This is a genomic window from Enterococcus sp. 10F3_DIV0382, from assembly GCF_002140245.1.
GTDB lineage: Bacteria > Bacillota > Bacilli > Lactobacillales > Enterococcaceae > Enterococcus_B > Enterococcus_B lactis.
The window spans coordinates 1,311,634-1,328,107 of the sequence record NZ_NGMF01000001.1; the positions used below are offsets into that span (position 1 = coordinate 1,311,634).

Below are 16,474 nucleotides of genomic sequence, written 5' to 3' on the forward strand. Positions count from 1 at the left end.
TAGTGATAGTTTTGGTGATAGTGATATTAAAAATCAGAAAAGATAGAAAAAGCAGGAGATAGATAAAATGCTGATATTTCAGCGTTTTTTAAGGGTATAAAAGAGAAGAAAAGTAATAAATGTATATATGATATAAGAAAAACATGTTCGCACTTCTAGGCAAACCAGGCTTTGAAGATCTTGCTAAAGAATTGAACGAACGATTGTAAGATAAGGGTTTCTCGCTAGATTTAAAAAATCAGTGATAGAAACATGCTGACTTTAAAATGAAAGCTGGTACCCATTTAGGTACTTAACACATATCGGCACCATTTATTCGGAAAAAGGGGGCTGTGACAAGAATTTTGTCCCAGCCTCTTGTTTGTATGGGAATCGATTCATTGCCTTGTTCTTTAGTTAAGGACTTGAAGAACAGGAAAGTGACTTCGAAGACCAATTCTATTTTTTCTAAAATCAGTAAGTAAAAAAGCACTCACTTCGAGTGCTTTTTTGCGATATTTTCTTAGTGTTAAGATAGCCCTAATTTGTCTTTTACAGATGAAGGTACTTTATCGCTAGTGATTACTTTTTTCTCTATAATTCGCTTTTCGCTTGCTTTCAACTGCAAGATTGTTCCTTCGGGATAAGCAGAACCATTAGCAGAGTCGCCAGAAGTAATGACATCAAAATCCAATTGTCTTTTTTCACCGTTTTCAGCGTACGCATCTACGTTATATTTAAACCCTTTTCCAATTACTTCTCCATTATCTGCTTTAATATCAGTTTCTGCAGGCATCGGTGCTTTGATTACTGCATAATAATCTTTTCCTACATAAGTAGACTGATAGTAGTCCCAGCCTTTCCAACCTATAAAAGCAATCAATACGATAACGATTAACCCTAAAATTTTTTTCATGAAAATTCTCCTTTTTTATTTTTATTCTATAGAATATTATACAAATCATAACAAAATATCATCATCGAAACAGCTAACAAAATTGTCATAAAAAGCGACGATAATTGATATTAAAACTATATTTTTGTTTAGGTCAAGAACAAATGACAGATATAATGACCAAATGTATGTAAAAAATATAAAAAGACGTCTGTCGCGGATCACCGTTACAAACGTCTTTTATTGATTTTCCGAGATCTCATCAGTCGCCATTTGGAATGGGTCACTCCTTATCTAGATTCATTTAATGCTCGGACTGCTTGTTCAATTGTAATACCAAACGCAACGTTATTTTCGTTTTGTGCATCAATCGCCATAAAACGGTTAGAAGTTGTATCAAAGGCTACGCGGTATTGCATGTTTGTTTTTGTAAACGTCATAAAATTCATCTCCTTTGTAATGTAATTCAGTTCTTGAAAGTTTCCTTTAAACTTTCGAACCTATAACAAGTTTAGCACCGTCCGTTTTTTCATGCAATTAAAAAGCATTTATCACTTTTCTTATTTATTTTTTCTTAAACCAATCAGCTGTTTTCTTTCAAGCCAATAAGTAGCCCAACCATCAACGTTACAAAGACTATTGTTTGGATATAGATCATATACTCACCCCCTGTAGATAATTTAGCAGGATAATGAAAAGAACACACGAACAACATAGGAATCTAAACAAACGTTTTTGTCACAACATCTAGAATTATGATAAGAAAGTAGTTATCTAAAAAGTAAAAAATAAATCAAATAAAAATAAAAAAATGAAAAAAAATGAAATAAAACGTTTTCAATTGAAGGGAGATTTGTTATTATAAAATAAAGAAAAACAAAGAAAAGAGGGAATGAAATGGTAAAAGCAGAGGTAGGAAGATCTTATATATGCAAACCGATTGGCGTATCTCACGAACTAATTGGCTGTATTGAACGTACATATAACAACACGGCTGTCGTGTATGTTGAAAGTTATGACCAACGAGACTATCCAATCATTTATGAAAGCAAGTACCGCATGCTCGTAAAATTCTGTGATATTAGTACACCTGCTGAATTGGTTTCTTAAACAGTATTTTTGAGAATTCGCAAGAACTCCCTTATAATATAAATAAAGACAGAAGGGAGCGAGAAGATATGCCTAAAAGAAAAAGTTCAGGGAAAATGGGAATTATTCTTGCAGTGATCTCTGCAATTCCTGCTATTTTAGCTATTGTTCGTGCGATGAAGGAATCAAGAGATAATTAAGGACACGTTATGAATGTCAAACAAAAAACGCATATACCTGCGGTAACAGGTTATGCGTTTTTTGTTGTATAAAAACTTATTTCATTAACGATTTTTGATTAGCCAACACCCAAAACAAAATTTAGTAGCTTGTCTGAATAAGTGATTTCTTCATCTGTTTGTTTCACACTTTCATTTAGTAGTCCCATCTCATCGGTTATGATACCATCCACACCATAAAACATCATGCGACTCATAGCATCTGAATCGTTGATCGTCCATACATATACTTTTTTTCCATCTTGATGGGCAGAATTAATGAAGTTACGATTGATCGTACTATACTCCATTGTCAAAAAATCAGCAGGCGTTACGGGAGGCCCAACGATATTGAAAGGCAAGATATAGCCCACATAAAAGTTTGGTTCTGCTTCTTTTAAATCAGAAACAGTTTGGTACGTCAAACTTTGCAAAATATGATGATTCTCTAAAATCGCTTTGCGGTATTTCTGAACAAATCGTTCGACCAGGTCATCTGAATCTTTTTTAGAGGTCTTAATCTCAATAAGTAATTTTTGGTTCAATTCATGCGCTTTTTCTAAATAAGAATCAAAAGAACACACAGGGGCTTGGAACCCATTTTCAGTAACCGTAAGATTTGTCAATTCTTTCAACGTCAAATCCTGTGGTGTTCGATTTACCCCAGTTAAGTGACGAAGATTTGCATCATGCATCACTACGAAACGGCCATCTTTTGTTTCCTGCACATCCATCTCTATATAATCAGGATGATAGTCTCTGCTTGTTTTTTCAAGTGCTTCTAAAGTATTTTGCGCCCCATTTTGCGTACTTACACCTCTGTGAGATACAGTCACTGGTTTTGTCTGAACTGCCGAAGTCAGATAATCCATATTGTAAAGACAAACGCCAATACCGAAAAAAACTGCAAAAAGGGTCAAACCAGTGTTTTTCAGCGCAGATAAATGCACGTTGGACGTTTGAGGCGTAAACCACTTGGGAATCTCTGGTAAGAAACCTTCGTCATCCATGAAATCAACGATGATATAAAAAATTCCTACAGTAGACATCACGATATTGAATAATAAAATTCCTTGTAAAAGCGTCATCGCAAATACAGCGCTGATCAATGCGTAATTCGGGAAAAATTCTTCAACAACACTTTGTGCCAAAATAACAACGATATATCCCAAAGAAGAAAGAAGTAAAATCGTACCGCCAATCACGATAAATTGCCCCGTGATAGCAAAAAGACGTGATTTGGTCAGCAACCAGCTTTCTCGAATGGATGCTCGAAAAGGTCGATCTCGTAAAATCATTTCAGGTAAAGCGAAAATCAGCCGAATCCCAATATAGCCAAGAAAAATGTAAACGAGTAAAAAGGAACTGACGACGATCCAACGGTTAGCAAAAATAAAATCCATGATAAAAGCAGGGATTTTTATTTTTGACAGTAGATCAGAATTGAAACTTAACCCGCTGATCGGTAGAATCAATAAAAAATAAGCAAGAAAAAACAGAAAAGTAATAGGTCTCACTTTCTTCAGTTGAAGTATCGTCAAGTGCAAGAGCTGCTTTAAAGAAACGGGTTCTTTCTTTTTAATAAAGAAGACACTCATCAAAAGAAATGCAAATTCGAAATAAACCAATAGTAAAATCGTCAATAAAACGGCGATTAACGACAGCAGAACTCCAGGATGCTGAGAGAAAATCAAAGGAATATTGTCATAAGACAAATAGTCAATTGCTCCTCGGTGCAAAATAAAACGAGTCGTACTGCTCAATAAGGGTAAACAAATAAATAAAATAAAGCCATGCATCAGCAAGACATCACGGAAATAAGCTTGTGTTCCTTTCAAAAAATCCCACGCGTTGCCTAAGCTACGTTTCAAATAATTCATCCTATCACCTACTTTCACATTGTAGCGCAAATCCAATGAAAAAGGAAAGGGTGCAATGTATCTTGCAGATCCTTTCCCAGAATTAACATTGGTAATCAATCAATAACTGATTTTGCAAAATAAATATTAACCAAGAAGACCACTTAGATATTGTCCTCCATAAATCAAAGCCATACTGTATAAGAAAATCGATAGTGGTTTAGCTATCAAAATAATCAGTGTATATCGTTTCATTGAAATGTTTGTCAATCCAGCCATCAAACATAACGCATCGTCCGGAGCAACAGGAAGAAAAATAGCTAGAGCAAACAGCTTCTCAAAGCGGTTTTGATTGTCTAACCAGCCAATATATTTGTTATAGGTCTTATCGCTGATCATGGAAAGAATGAATGGTTTTCCGTAACGTCGTCCTAGAAGAAAGATAATAATCGAACCAATACAGATTCCAACATAATTGTAAATAAAGCCAGCATAAGGACCAAATATCAGAACACCCGCTGCAGTGCTGATTCCTCCAGGAATGATTGGAATAACCACTTGCAAGATTTGGATGAAGATAAAAATGACCGGACCTAAAATGATCGAATCACCTACTAATCCTCTTAAAGCATTCAAATCTTTGAAAACACCTAAATTAATAAAATAAATCGTCAGCGCGATCGATAGACCTAATCCAATAATGGAAATGAAGTTTATCAGTTTTCGAGAGGCAGCAATATTCATTATTCATCAACTCCTTAGAGGTTCTTTGGTATCTATACTTTACTAGAAAAGCAACTGTCTGCGCCACTTTTTAAGATGACAGAAAACAAACAATTTTGTAAGTTCATCATACGTTCATTGTAAGTATAAAAGAATAATCTCAAAAAAACATCCAACTAAAGACTTATTTAATATCTTGTTTTTTCAAAAATAGAAAAAAGATAGAAAACGTTAACAATTATGCTTGGAAAGCATACTGATGGAGTAAACTAAGCATTGGACAGGTTAAAAAATGGGGCTTAAAATAAAATGCGAAGAAACAATAGATAATGATGTTATTTAAGAACAGTGTTTGAATCACCTAGCAATCACGAACGGAGGAAGTAAAAAAATGGCAGAAAAACAAACCGCAGGAAGAGATCAATTGGGGGAGTTTGCACCAAAATTTGCAGAATTGAATGACGATGTTTTATTTGGAGAAGTATGGTCAAGAGAAGAATTATCTCCTCATCAGCGTAGTATCATCACCCTATCTGCTTTGATCTCAGAAGGGAATTTTGAACAATTGCCGGCTCATCTGAAAATTGGCAAGCAAAATGGCATTACTAGTGAAGAAATAGCAGAAATCATTACCCATTTAGCTTTTTATGTAGGGTGGCCAAAAGCTTGGTCGGCTTTTAGTTTAGCAAAAGAAATCTATCTAGAAGAAAATAGTGAAGATAAGAAAGAGGCATAAATGATGACAAAACACGAAGAAATACAAAAAGGCGTGATTTTTCCAGCAGGTGAAAAAAACGAAGCTTACGCTCAAGTATTTACCGGGCAAAGCTATCTGAATATGTTAGTAAACGATCCCAAAATTTCTGTTGGTGTAGGTAATGTAACTTTTGAACCAGGCTGTCGCAATCACTGGCATGTCCATACAGACGGTTATCAAATCTTACTTGTGACCGGAGGAGAAGGCTGGTATCAGGAAGAAGGAAAGCCAGCAAGACGATTAATGGCTGGAGATGTCGTCGTAACGCACAAAGGGATCAAACATTGGCATGGTGCGACAAAAGACAGTTGGTTTGAACATTTGGCGATCACTGCTGGTAATTCAGAGTTTTTAGAACCTGTAACAGATGAATTATACGAAGGATTGGAAAATCAATAATATCAAGCTTAGAACAGCTCCTAAAAGTAGATTTTTAATCGAACTTTCAGGAGCTGTTTTAGGTGGATGAAGCTGTTTTGTAAAATAGGCTAATAATAAGGGCGAGGAGAAGCACGCCGAAAAATTTTGATATTGATAATCGGCTGGGCATACATGATTTCCACATCGTCAATCAAACTACCTAGCAGATGATAATCTTCCCGATCATGTCGAGGATTACCTAATAGCTCCTGATAGTAGATTTCCATGCTAGGGTCTCGAGGATTGTTCAGCAAATCAGCAAGTACATCTAGATCTTCTGGCTGAGATTCTGTTGTGCCCTGTATTTCTATGAAAAGTCCCTCCTCAGCAAATTCTACGCCAATACGTATTTCAGTTATTTCGTGGGAATATAGATAAGTAAGAAGCTCATCGATGATTCTTTTTGATAATTCTTTTTCCAAGTGTCTTTTTTTCCTTTCTGACAGCAGTAAAGTTATCTAGTATCGGTACAAGGATACCTGCAACGAATCCAGTTGAAAAACCACTGTTATATAAATTGAGTCCTCCGTGCAAAGTGCTGACGTTATGGACAAGAGCAATATGTAACATACCAGCTATTACACCGTAAAAACTGCCGTAAAAACCGCTTATGGGCGCGAGGCCTGTTCCAAACACAGCGGCAACGAGCATGCCGGTGCTGGTGATCTCATGAAACGTCCCAAACAAAGAAGCAAGAAAAATTCCGACTAGTATCGGAAAACTGTTTTTTAAATGACAACCAAAAGCACTGAAACCAACCGCAGATAAAATAGCACCGATGACAGGACCATTTAACTTACCACCAACCAGCAAAACATAAGAAGAAAGCATTAGACCAACTAGCCCCATGTTGATCAAAGTAGCACCGATACCAGAATTAGCAATGAAATCAGTTGTCAGTTTACCAGATGAATCGAAAATCTCTCGAATACCCGAAAGTCGAAAGGAATTATAATAGAAACCAAAACCGACTGTCAGCAAAAAAAAGCCGAAAATGATCCAGACGAGAGGGGAATGGTATTCATTGGAAACCAATGTATTCTCGACGATTGAGTAGCTGAACAATCGCAAAACAGCAGTAAAAGCCATGGCAATCAAGCCTGAGGTAAATCCAATATTATAAAGCGTGAACCCGCGATGGAAAACTAAAGTTTGAGCAGCTAACGGCGGAAGAAGAAGACCAATTGCTATACCTGCCAAATTTCCCAGTAGAATTCCTACTAGCAAAGGAAAGCGCATACCAAAAGTAATGTAACTAACGACCGGCGACAATGCGCTGCCGAACAGTCCTATCATAATATACTGAGAAAAAGGTTTATTGACAAATACAGCATACAGGTATACACCTAAAATGATCGAGATTGAATTATAAAGGTTTTTGCCAAAAAAAGAAAAACCGGTAACTGTTAAAATCGAAGCGAATAAGGGGCCATTTAAAATCACCTTTTGCCGGTAAGCCACAAGCACAGAAAGTAAGGTCAAGATCCCAACGTTTATAAATGCGCTTCCAAAACCACCCAAAGCAAAATAATCTGTCAGAAGATTGCTTGGCGAGGTAAGAATAGTCAGTAGTCCACTCCAATTAGCGGCAGGTGTACCAGAAACTAAGCCAATAAAAAGAAAAAAAGCACCTGTAAAACTAAGATAAAAATATTTTCTTTTCTGTGAAACGATTCTTTTTTGAGGATGAATATAAATAACGTCAGTTTCGTTTTCCATTACACACCTTCTTTTTCGTTTTCTTTAACTATAACTTGAAATGAAAGATTTGGTCAACTATCATTTAGGTTAAAACTAAAAATGTAAGGGAACCCAGTGAATTTAACCAAATTTTTTTAATTTTGCAAAAAAAGTTAAAGAAGACTGAGAAAAAAATTTAAAATATAACGTTTTGAGTAAAATGTTTGCAAAAAATACTAAAAATAGGGTACAATAAAACAACATATACTGCAGTAAAGAAGTGGGGGAGTTTTAATGAGAAGAAAAGTCTATACCAAGGATCAAATTCTAAAAGCTGCTTATGATGTTGTTGCAAAGGAAGGGTTTAAAGGATTTACTGCGAGAAACATTGCGAAAAAGATGGGGATTTCGACTCAGCCAATTTATCTGGAATTCAAAAACATGGAAGATTTGAAAAATACGTTATTGGATTCGATCTTTGAACAACTAAAAGAAGATGTTTTCCCTATTGAGCGTACGGGTGATAAAATCATTGATCTCGGTTTGAACTATATCTACTTTGCAAAGAAACATCATAGTCTTTACATGGCATTGTACATTGATGAACATGGGGACGGAAAGAAAATGCATGATTTTTCTTACAACTATTTCCGTGAAATAGTCAAAGAAGATGAAAGATACAATCAATTATCGGATGATTATATCGATGCCTTGCATACTGGTACATGGGTAGCGGTGACTGGCTTAGCATCATTGATGTCATCAAACATCATGCATCCAACAGAAGAACAAATCATCGCACTGATCAAACGGACAATTGACTCGATTTTAGCACTAGATAATCCTGAAACAATCAGATAGTGTTCTATCATGATGAATTTGATCGGTAAGTCCGTTGGCTGTAAACTGTCAATGGACTTTTTTTGTAAAAAAACGGTTTCTGTTATTTATCTGTTAGAAATAGGCTTGACATTTCGTGGGAAAAGTTTAAAAATAGTACTTGCGGAAGGTTGGCAGAGTGGTAATGCACCGGACTCGAAATCCGGCGAGCCGCAGTAATGTGGTGCACGGGTTCAAATCCCGTACCTTCCTTATATATCCATGTTTAGACACGATTTCGGTCGTGTCTTTTTGTTTGGAGGCTATTTTTTGAACAGCATCCACTAATATTTTTTTAACACGAAGAGAATAAGATAGCCTCAAAAAAGAAAACATGGTAAATTAGATATCGGGACTTTATTTTCTGTAAAAACAGAAACTTTCATCTTTTGTTTTCACGTGACGAAACTGTAAGAGAGAAAATATTCGTCCGCTATTTATTCTATGTTAAGATGCATATGGATGAAATAAACAGTAATTTTATATTAGGATGTGAAAGTTAAATGTGCGGTATTGTAGGTTTTGTTAACGACAAGGACAACAAAAAAACAATTATTAATACAATGATGGATCGAATCGTTCACCGTGGACCTAATAGTTCAGGGGAATATATCGATAAACACGTTGCTTTAGGATTTAGAAGATTAAGTATTATTGACTTAGAGGGCGGTACTCAGCCTATTTACAATGAAGATCGAACAAAGATCATTATTTTTAATGGCGAAATCTATAATTATCAGCCTTTGAGAGAAGAATTGATTACAGCTGGTCACGTTTTTCAAACACATGCAGATACAGAAGTCCTTTTGCATGGTTACGAAGAATGGGGAACAGAATTATTGCAAAAAATCCGCGGAATGTTTGCTTTTGCTATTTGGGATAATGAAAAAAATGAGTTATTCGGTGCGAGAGACCATTTTGGGATCAAACCATACTATTATGCAGAAATGAACGGAACATTTATGTTTGGTTCAGAAATCAAAAGTTTTTTGCCTCATCCTGATTTTAATAAAGAATTGAATAAAGAAGCATTGAAACCTTATATGACTTTCCAATATTCTCCATTGAACGGTGAAACCTTCTTCAAAGGTGTCTATCGTTTGCCTGAAGGTCATTATTATACGTATAAAGACGGAAAACTGGACATTCAACAATATTGGGATGCAGATTTTGAAACAAAAGAAACGCATTCCCGACAAGAATGGATCGAAAAAATCGACGAAACTGTTCAAGCTTCTATTGAAGCACACACAATCAGCGATGTAGAAGTTGGTTCTTTCTTATCCAGCGGGGTCGATTCCAGTTATGTAACCTCTGTATTGAAACCAGATCATTCTTTCTCAATTGGGTTTGATGATAAAACCTATAATGAAGCGATTGAAGCCAGAAAACTAACAGAATTGTTGGACTTAGACAATACGGCAGCTGTAATCGACGGAGACATGTCTTTTAAAGCATTCCCATTGATCCAGTATCACTTAGATGAACCAGACTCAAATCCTTCTTGTGTGCCGTTGTACTTTTTAGCAAATCTCGCTTCACAAAGTGTACGGGTGGTTCAATCAGGAGAAGGGGCAGATGAACTATTTGCGGGATACCAAACGTATGGATTCCACACGAATTCAAAATTTATCCGTGTGATTGCGCAAGGACTGAAAAAATTGCCAAAAGGGACACGCTATAATTTAGGACGTAAAATCGGAAAAATGAAAAATTTCCATGGACGTATCCATTTATATGAATCACTTGCGCCAGCAAAAGAATATTTTATCGGGCATGCTCGAGTGTTCGAAGAATCAGAAGCATCAGAAGTGTTGACGCCAAAATATCAAACAGCGCCATCTGTGAATGAGATCATGACTGTTCATTACGAGAAAACAGAAGGAATCAAAGATGAAGTCAATAAGATGCAATACGTCGATCTTCATCAATGGATGCCAAAAGATATTTTGTTGAAGGCAGATAAACTTTCTATGGCTAGTTCTCTAGAAGTTCGAGTACCTTTACTGGATATCGAAGTCATGAAATTGGCTCAACAAATACCAAGTAAGTTCTTGTTGAATCAAAACAACACAAAAGATATTTTCAGACAAGCTGCGAATAAACATCTTCCAGAAGAGTGGTCGAATCGTGTGAAATTAGGATTCCCTGTGCCAATCAAAGCTTGGTTGAAAGAAGAACACGGCTACGAACAAGTCAAAGCACTATTCGAAGCAGATTTTGCAAAAGAATTTTTTGATCAAGAAAAAATTATGAAGTTGCTAGATGACCATCACGAAGGACGTAAAGAAGAACAACGTAAAATCTGGACGATCTTCAGTTTCTTGACATGGTATAAAGTTTACTTTGTCGATGAAACGATTCCGCAAGCAGAAGCAATCGACTATGTGACTGTTTGATAAAAAAAGAAACAACAATATGAGAAGAAGCATAGAAGCATGTGAGATGATCTCCTTGTTTCTATGCTTCTTTTTAAGCGCTTAGTAACTGATTTCTTTTTCTTTTGTCCCATCTTTTTTATAAATGATCAAAGTTGATTGTTTGTTTTGAGCTACTTGCTTTCCTTTTTCGATTGCTTCTTTTTTTGTATCAAAATGGTTGCTTGCCTTTTTTGCCCCTTTAGATTTCACGATCCATTGTTTTTCCTCATATTCTACGATCACATCTGAATCAAGCAGTTTTCCGGCACGAGGATTCGTATCGTGTTCATCCGTCTTGCTTGGATTTTTTTCTTTTTCGAAGGTTCGTTTTTCTGATTCACTAGCATCTTCATCCCATTTTTTTGCTTGATCAATGGCAATTGGGATCGCACGGCTATCAGGGTACCCTTCATCCAACAGTGCATTTGCGATGTCGATTGCTTTTTTTCTTGTCAGTTTATCTAAGTTTTTCATTGATGCAGGAAAGTCCTTCATGTTCCATGGCATATTAGTATCCCCCTTTATTAAAAAACATAATCTATATAAACAAGTGTAAGGGTATTTATACAAAAAGGAAAAGATTTTGTTTGAGAAGTAAAACCGTTGTATTTATCGTCAAGTAGTTTTACTTAACAAAATCGTGAAAAACACTAGCAATCTAGAAAAAATCATGGTAAGATAATCAAGTCTGAGAGTCATCTTAGAGGATTCTTGTAAAAATGGGAGGGAAAAACATGCGCGTAAACATCACTTTAGAGTGTACTTCTTGTAAAGAACGTAACTACCTAACAAGCAAAAACAAACGTAACAATCCTGATCGTTTGGAAAAACAAAAATATTGCCCACGCGAACGCAAAGTTACTTTGCACCGTGAAACAAAATAATGTTTTTAAAGTTCTCAATTCCTTGCTGGTCAAAGAATTGAGACTTTTTTTATCTCAAACCATCTAAAATCATAAGGAGCGGATGATATGTTTATTTCAATGTGGGCACAAGATAGGAATGGTCTGATCGGCAAAAATGGATTGCTACCGTGGCGATTGCCAAATGACATGCGTTTTTTTCGTGAACATACAATGGATCGAATCTTAGTGATGGGAAGAAAGACCTATGAAGGAATGGGCGATCTCTCACTTCCTTATCGCCATATCATCGTGTTGACAACGCAACCGAACTTTCGCACGAAAGAAAATGCAGAAGTGATGCATTCAATCGATGAACTTTTGGCGTATAGTCAAACAATCTCAGAAGATATCTATGTTTCGGGTGGCAGTCGGATTTTTCAAGAACTTCTTCCTTACACCGGTCGAATCTGGCGGACATTGATTGATAGCACGTTTGAAGGAGATACGTATATTGGGGATATCGATTTTTCAGACTTCGCTCTTATAGAGGAATACGAGGGAATAACGGATCAGGAAAATTTATATGCCCATCGTTTTCAAAAATGGGAAAGAGTAAGAAATAAGGTTGTTTCAAAAGAAGAATAATATCCTGGTATTTAGTTTTTAATAATAAAAAAGCATCTCGCGAATGAACGTGAAGATGCTTTTTTAGTTAAAATCAGTTTAGCTTTTCTTTGATATCATTGACCATTTCCTGACTGGCAATAGGTCCATTATATAGCCAGCTAGATTCAGGGCCGAATTGCAGTACGTGATTGTTCTTCACTGCTTTGAGATTTTTCCAGCTTGGTTCATTGAACATAGCAGCATCTTTATCACTGTTTACAAGAATGATGTAATCAGCATCTAATTCAGCTAGTTTTTCCGAAGAAACAGCAGACCAGTCAGAAGTGGCTTCTTTGGACACTTCTTCTACTAAATCAGGCACACCAAATTTTAGATCGTCATATACGATTCTACCGCTTGACCGATTTTTGCTGACCATGAAGGCAGAGTTATTGGTCACCCATAACACTGCAGCTGTCTTGTTCTCAATTTTATCTGCTAATTCTTCGCGAGTGCTCTTGACGGATTTTTGATAATCGGAAATGACTTTTTCCGCTTCTTTTTCTTTTGCCAAAGCCTTGCCGACATCTTTTAGTTGTTCTTCCCATGTGACGTCTGTTCCATTTTTTACGACATAAGTTGGCGCGATTTTACTATATTGCTCGTATTTTCCACCTTCGACAGTAGCGGAAGAAGAAATCAACAGCAAGTCAGGTTCGAAGCTTAATACTTTCTCGTAAGGAAGATCATAAGAAATAGTTGGAACATCTTTCAAATCATCTTGCAGATAGTCTTGGATAGAACCACTGCCCACTGTCCATTGGGCGATAGGTTTTTCTCCTAGGGAAATCAGATAGTCTTCTAAGTAACTGCCGATGATCCGTTTAGGTGCGTTTGGAATGTCGACTTTATGTCCAAGCGTATCTGTGACTGTATGCGTGCTGGTGGATGAAGTCGTCGAATTGGTAGTTGTAGCTGTTTCTTTATCTGAAGAGGGGGAGCAAGCGCTCAATACTCCAGCCAGCAGCAACATGCTAGATAAGGTGAATACTTTTGTTTTTAAGTTCATTTCTTTCCTCCTGACATAATTGAGAATCTTTCTCATTGGTTATTATTCCTGATATTTCGAATGCTGTCAACCGCTTCATTTAGCTATAGATATGAAAGTAGCGCTTGACGAAATAGTGAAACAGCGTCATAATTGAGAATGATTTTCAGCGAAAGGGTGGGTGAAATGACGAGACTAAGGGCAGCTGATATTGCAGCCGGCTACGAAAATAAAAAAATTATTGAAAACATGTCTGTTACGATTCCTGAAGGGAAAATCACGAGCTTGATCGGGCCAAACGGAAGTGGAAAATCTACTTTATTGAAAAGCTTTACCCGTATACTACCTGTGAAATCAGGAAAGATCATTGTCAATGACTCTGATAAATCTACATACAGTTCAAAAGAACTTGCAAAAAAAATTGCTTTATTAGCACAAACTAGTGAACATCCTATAGGTATGACAGTAGAAGAAGTAGTATCTTACGGACGATATCCCTATCAAAAACTGTTTAGTGGTATGGATGCACAAGATCATGAAGCAATCGAGTGGGCTTTGGATGCAACAGGTTTGTCTGGATATCGCACGCGAGATATCGCAACGTTGTCTGGTGGACAAACCCAGCGTGTCTGGATCGCTATGGCACTTGCTCAGGAAACAGATATCTTGATCTTGGACGAGCCGACGACGTTTTTAGATCCGTCACACCAATTAGAGATCCTACAGTTATTGTCTCAAATCAATCAAATAAAACAAACAACGATCTTGATGTCGATCCATGATATTAATCTTGCTTCACGTTTTTCTGATTATTTACTAGGCATGAAAGACGGTGAATTGATTACGGAAGGTACACCTGAAGAAGTGATCACAAAAGAGTGTATGAAAAAAATATTTGAGATTGATGCAACGATTGTCACACTACCAAAAACGAATAAACCAGTTTTTCTGACGTATGATCTGTTGCCAAAAGAGCAGGAGGATCAATTATGAAGGCTAGGAAAAAAAACAAACTCTTGCTTTTGATCTGTTTTGTTCTTTTGATCATTTTTTTTATTGCTCTTTCAAATGGCGCAGCGAGTGTGGGAAAAACAGCCTTTTGGCAGGCTTTGGTTGATTTTGATGGATCAAAACAAAGTCATCAAATCATAAGAAATATTCGCTTGCCTCGGGTCGCAGGGGCATTTCTCGTAGGGAGTTGTTTTGCATTGAGCGGTGCATTGATGCAAGGTGTGACAAGAAATCCGTTAGCAGATTCAGGTTTACTAGGAATCAACGCTGGTGCTTCGTTGGCAATGGCTCTTAGTTTTGCTTTTTGGCCCAAAGCTTCTGGGTTTTCTGTGTTTCTGGTGTCATTGGCAGGTTCTTTTGCTGTGACTTTGCTCGTATTTGGCTTTTTGCAGTTTTCGAAAATGGGCATGAATCCTTTACAGCTGATTTTAGCTGGCGTAGCTATTAGTTCTTTTTTTACTGCAATCAGTCAAGCACTTACCCAATTTTTTAATCTACAGCAGGATCTTGCCTTTTGGTTTGTAGGTGGAGCTGCCAATATCACATGGAAACAGTTAACAGTGTTGTTCCCTGTATATGTGCTTGCTGTCTTGGTTTCTTTTTCATTAGGAAAAGCGATATCCTTGATTAGTTTGAGTGAAACTCATGCATTAGCTCTTGGAGGTCGTCCTAAACGAACACGGTTGATTGTTTTCTGTCTAGTTGCAGTGTTAGCAGCCATTGCCGTTTCGTTAGTCGGACCTGTTTCATTTATTGGGCTGTTGGTTCCGCCGATTGTTCGCGGAATGGTTGGGACAGACTATCGTTATGTCCTACCTGTCTCTTTTTTAGTTGGAGGCGGACTGGTCATGTTGGCGGATCTTGTAGCAAGGATGATCAATCCACCTTTTGAAACACCTTTTGGATTAGTCATTGCATTGATTGGCGTTCCGTTTTTACTGATACAAGTAAGGAGGGAACGACGGTGAAAAGAATATATTGGACGTTGTATTTCTTGCTTTTTCTACTTATCGTCTTGTCTGTAGGTAGTTTGATGATTGGCACGCCTTTTATTTATCTTGATCAGCTTTTTGACACGTTCATAGGGAAAGGCTCCTCTTCTTTGGCGCTGATTGTTGGAGAGTTTCGAGTTCCCCGATTACTGATCAGTTTATTAGCAGGAGCTTGTCTTGGCGTTTCTGGCTATATCTTGCAAGGAGTGACGAGAAATGAATTGGCAGATTCTAGCATATTGGGGATTAATGCGGGAGCTGGATTTCTAGTGATGCTTTATTTAGGTTTCTTTTCACAATATTCTCTGCCGTTTCTGTTGCTAGTTGTAGCCTTTATAGGTGGTATTCTCGCTGCTTGCTGTGTGTATCTTGCGGCCTATGATCGAAATGGATTTTTAGGGATGAATCGTATCTTATTGTCTGGTATTGCCGTTAATGCTGGTCTTTCTGCATTAACGTTGTTGTGCACCATCCAATTGTCAAAGGAAAATTATGGATTTGTCAATGCATGGTTGGCGGGATCGATTTGGGGTGCGAGCTGGTCCTATGTTTGGGCGCTTCTTCCATGGGCGATTATCTTGATTCCGCTAGGAGGATTTTATGCGCAACGGATTGGCTTGCTATCATTTGGCCAAGAACGCGCGCAAGGATTAGGGCTAAATGTGAATAAAAGTCAAAAAATCCTTTTGTTGTTAGCTGTTGCTTTAGCAAGCGGTAGCGTAGCGGTGACAGGGAGTTTATCCTTTGTAGGACTACTGGCTCCTCATGCTGCGAAGCTAGTCGTACGTAAAGAAAATCATTGGACCTTTATTTTGAGCAGTTTGTTCGGTTCCGTTTTTGTACTTAGCGCAGATATTGTTGCACGAGTGATTCTACCAAGTGGGGAAATACCGACAGGGATTTTGATCGCCTTTTTTGGTGCGCCATATTTTCTGTATGTATTGTTTATCAGACAAAAACACGTGCTGAGCAGTTGAAGTTCATTAAAAGGCAAGAAGGCCAATCATTGTTAGGTCTTCTTTTTCTTTTATTTATACATTTATTTGAAAGTTC

At 37.2% G+C, this 16,474-nt stretch carries 18 protein-coding genes and 1 tRNA gene; 11 read left to right on the top strand and 8 right to left on the bottom strand.

The window, feature by feature from the left end:
• Positions 1 to 508: 508 nt before the first annotated feature.
• Both A5849_RS06680 and A5849_RS14925 read right to left on the bottom strand, forming a co-directional pair.
• Positions 509 to 895 carry a YxeA family protein gene (locus A5849_RS06680; RefSeq protein ID WP_002308846.1) on the bottom strand — a complete coding sequence of 129 codons (387 nt, stop codon included), beginning with the start codon at positions 893 to 895 and terminating at the stop codon, positions 509 to 511.
• A 269-nt stretch (positions 896 to 1,164) separates the two neighbouring features.
• Positions 1,165 to 1,314, bottom strand: coding sequence for a hypothetical protein (locus tag A5849_RS14925; protein WP_002293931.1), 150 nt, complete (start codon positions 1,312 to 1,314; stop codon positions 1,165 to 1,167).
• Positions 1,315 to 1,771: 457 nt separating this feature from the next.
• On the opposite strand from A5849_RS14925, the gene A5849_RS06690 reads away from it, so the two are divergent.
• Complete coding sequence (locus A5849_RS06690) at positions 1,772 to 1,984, top strand: hypothetical protein (protein WP_002308849.1); 213 nt, start codon at positions 1,772 to 1,774, stop codon at positions 1,982 to 1,984.
• 277 nt (positions 1,985 to 2,261) lie between these two features.
• Here the strand turns inward: A5849_RS06690 and A5849_RS06695 are convergent, their stop codons facing one another.
• Together A5849_RS06695 and A5849_RS06700 are read right to left on the bottom strand one after the other, a co-directional pair.
• Entirely contained in the window at positions 2,262 to 4,061 is a 1,800-nt protein-coding gene (locus A5849_RS06695; RefSeq protein ID WP_002313630.1) for a glycerophosphoryl diester phosphodiesterase membrane domain-containing protein, read from the bottom strand.
• Positions 4,062 to 4,187: 126 nt separating this feature from the next.
• The gene (locus A5849_RS06700) at positions 4,188 to 4,784 is read right to left on the bottom strand and encodes a TVP38/TMEM64 family protein (RefSeq protein ID WP_002308851.1); all 597 of its coding nucleotides are present in this window, start codon (positions 4,782 to 4,784) and stop codon (positions 4,188 to 4,190) included.
• Positions 4,785 to 5,154: 370 nt separating this feature from the next.
• On the opposite strand from A5849_RS06700, the gene A5849_RS06705 reads away from it, so the two are divergent.
• Both A5849_RS06705 and A5849_RS06710 read left to right on the top strand, forming a co-directional pair.
• On the top strand, positions 5,155 to 5,499 hold the full coding sequence (locus A5849_RS06705) for a carboxymuconolactone decarboxylase family protein (RefSeq protein ID WP_002308852.1): 345 nt from the start codon (positions 5,155 to 5,157) through the stop codon (positions 5,497 to 5,499).
• Positions 5,500 to 5,919, top strand: a complete 420-nt coding sequence (locus A5849_RS06710) for a cupin domain-containing protein (RefSeq protein WP_002348548.1) — start codon at positions 5,500 to 5,502, stop codon at positions 5,917 to 5,919.
• An 89-nt stretch (positions 5,920 to 6,008) separates the two neighbouring features.
• Here A5849_RS06710 and A5849_RS06715 read toward each other — a convergent pair whose 3' ends face one another.
• Both A5849_RS06715 and A5849_RS06720 read right to left on the bottom strand, forming a co-directional pair.
• Positions 6,009 to 6,362 carry a hypothetical protein gene (locus A5849_RS06715; protein ID WP_002308854.1) on the bottom strand — a complete coding sequence of 118 codons (354 nt, stop codon included), beginning with the start codon at positions 6,360 to 6,362 and terminating at the stop codon, positions 6,009 to 6,011.
• Positions 6,328 to 7,659: a DUF1576 domain-containing protein gene (locus tag A5849_RS06720; RefSeq protein ID WP_002308855.1), complete on the bottom strand. Its 1,332-nt coding sequence runs from the start codon at positions 7,657 to 7,659 to the stop codon at positions 6,328 to 6,330. The genes A5849_RS06715 and A5849_RS06720 overlap by 35 nt, the downstream gene beginning before the upstream one ends.
• A gap of 255 nt (positions 7,660 to 7,914) precedes the next feature.
• Between A5849_RS06720 and A5849_RS06725 the strand changes: the two genes are divergently transcribed.
• The 3 genes from A5849_RS06725 (at position 7,915) to asnB (ending at position 10,898) form a co-directional block, all read left to right on the top strand.
• Positions 7,915 to 8,481 carry a TetR/AcrR family transcriptional regulator gene (locus tag A5849_RS06725; RefSeq protein WP_002308856.1) on the top strand — a complete coding sequence of 189 codons (567 nt, stop codon included), beginning with the start codon at positions 7,915 to 7,917 and terminating at the stop codon, positions 8,479 to 8,481.
• A 143-nt stretch (positions 8,482 to 8,624) separates the two neighbouring features.
• Positions 8,625 to 8,712 (top strand) — tRNA-Ser (locus A5849_RS06730).
• A 290-nt stretch (positions 8,713 to 9,002) separates the two neighbouring features.
• Entirely contained in the window at positions 9,003 to 10,898 is a 1,896-nt protein-coding gene (gene asnB / locus A5849_RS06735) for an asparagine synthase (glutamine-hydrolyzing) (RefSeq protein ID WP_002308857.1), read from the top strand.
• An 81-nt stretch (positions 10,899 to 10,979) separates the two neighbouring features.
• Here asnB and A5849_RS06740 read toward each other — a convergent pair whose 3' ends face one another.
• Positions 10,980 to 11,426 (bottom strand): DUF2188 domain-containing protein, encoded by a 447-nt coding sequence (locus tag A5849_RS06740; protein ID WP_002308858.1) that lies wholly within the window; start codon positions 11,424 to 11,426, stop codon positions 10,980 to 10,982.
• 212 nt (positions 11,427 to 11,638) lie between these two features.
• On the opposite strand from A5849_RS06740, the gene rpmG reads away from it, so the two are divergent.
• Entirely contained in the window at positions 11,639 to 11,803 is a 165-nt protein-coding gene (gene rpmG / locus A5849_RS06745; protein WP_002320810.1) for a 50S ribosomal protein L33, read from the top strand.
• 87 nt (positions 11,804 to 11,890) lie between these two features.
• Positions 11,891 to 12,409, top strand: coding sequence for a dihydrofolate reductase (locus A5849_RS06750; RefSeq protein ID WP_002308859.1), 519 nt, complete (start codon positions 11,891 to 11,893; stop codon positions 12,407 to 12,409).
• Between the two features lie 73 nt (positions 12,410 to 12,482).
• On the opposite strand, the gene A5849_RS06755 is transcribed toward A5849_RS06750, so the two are convergent.
• Positions 12,483 to 13,439, bottom strand: coding sequence for an ABC transporter substrate-binding protein (locus tag A5849_RS06755; RefSeq protein ID WP_002336483.1), 957 nt, complete (start codon positions 13,437 to 13,439; stop codon positions 12,483 to 12,485).
• Positions 13,440 to 13,604: 165 nt separating this feature from the next.
• On the opposite strand from A5849_RS06755, the gene A5849_RS06760 reads away from it, so the two are divergent.
• From A5849_RS06760 to A5849_RS06770, 3 genes are read left to right on the top strand one after another with little or no spacing between them, the layout of a single operon-like run.
• On the top strand, positions 13,605 to 14,411 hold the full coding sequence (locus tag A5849_RS06760) for an ABC transporter ATP-binding protein (protein WP_025478150.1): 807 nt from the start codon (positions 13,605 to 13,607) through the stop codon (positions 14,409 to 14,411).
• Entirely contained in the window at positions 14,408 to 15,397 is a 990-nt protein-coding gene (locus A5849_RS06765; protein WP_002313633.1) for an iron ABC transporter permease, read from the top strand. Before A5849_RS06760 ends, A5849_RS06765 begins: the two co-directional genes overlap by 4 nt.
• Positions 15,394 to 16,398: an iron ABC transporter permease gene (locus A5849_RS06770; RefSeq protein ID WP_002308864.1), complete on the top strand. Its 1,005-nt coding sequence runs from the start codon at positions 15,394 to 15,396 to the stop codon at positions 16,396 to 16,398. The genes A5849_RS06765 and A5849_RS06770 overlap by 4 nt, the downstream gene beginning before the upstream one ends.
• Positions 16,399 to 16,474: the final 76 nt, after the last annotated feature.

Bases quoted from the DNA above. Each gene is read 5' to 3' on its own strand.
- A5849_RS06680 (WP_002308846.1), bottom strand. From the start codon at position 895: ATGAAAAAAATTTTAGGGTTAATCGTTATCGTATTGATTGCTTTTATA.
- A5849_RS14925 (WP_002293931.1), bottom strand. From the start codon at position 1,314: ATGACGTTTACAAAAACAAACATGCAATACCGCGTAGCCTTTGATACA.
- A5849_RS06690 (WP_002308849.1), top strand. From the start codon at position 1,772: ATGGTAAAAGCAGAGGTAGGAAGATCTTATATATGCAAACCGATTGGC.
- A5849_RS06695 (WP_002313630.1), bottom strand. From the start codon at position 4,061: ATGAATTATTTGAAACGTAGCTTAGGCAACGCGTGGGATTTTTTGAAA.
- A5849_RS06700 (WP_002308851.1), bottom strand. From the start codon at position 4,784: ATGAATATTGCTGCCTCTCGAAAACTGATAAACTTCATTTCCATTATT.
- A5849_RS06705 (WP_002308852.1), top strand. From the start codon at position 5,155: ATGGCAGAAAAACAAACCGCAGGAAGAGATCAATTGGGGGAGTTTGCA.
- A5849_RS06710 (WP_002348548.1), top strand. From the start codon at position 5,500: ATGATGACAAAACACGAAGAAATACAAAAAGGCGTGATTTTTCCAGCA.
- A5849_RS06720 (WP_002308855.1), bottom strand. From the start codon at position 7,659: ATGGAAAACGAAACTGACGTTATTTATATTCATCCTCAAAAAAGAATC.
- A5849_RS06725 (WP_002308856.1), top strand. From the start codon at position 7,915: ATGAGAAGAAAAGTCTATACCAAGGATCAAATTCTAAAAGCTGCTTAT.
- asnB (WP_002308857.1), top strand. From the start codon at position 9,003: ATGTGCGGTATTGTAGGTTTTGTTAACGACAAGGACAACAAAAAAACA.
- A5849_RS06740 (WP_002308858.1), bottom strand. From the start codon at position 11,426: ATGCCATGGAACATGAAGGACTTTCCTGCATCAATGAAAAACTTAGAT.
- rpmG (WP_002320810.1), top strand. From the start codon at position 11,639: ATGGGAGGGAAAAACATGCGCGTAAACATCACTTTAGAGTGTACTTCT.
- A5849_RS06750 (WP_002308859.1), top strand. From the start codon at position 11,891: ATGTTTATTTCAATGTGGGCACAAGATAGGAATGGTCTGATCGGCAAA.
- A5849_RS06755 (WP_002336483.1), bottom strand. From the start codon at position 13,439: ATGAACTTAAAAACAAAAGTATTCACCTTATCTAGCATGTTGCTGCTG.
- A5849_RS06760 (WP_025478150.1), top strand. From the start codon at position 13,605: ATGACGAGACTAAGGGCAGCTGATATTGCAGCCGGCTACGAAAATAAA.
- A5849_RS06765 (WP_002313633.1), top strand. From the start codon at position 14,408: ATGAAGGCTAGGAAAAAAAACAAACTCTTGCTTTTGATCTGTTTTGTT.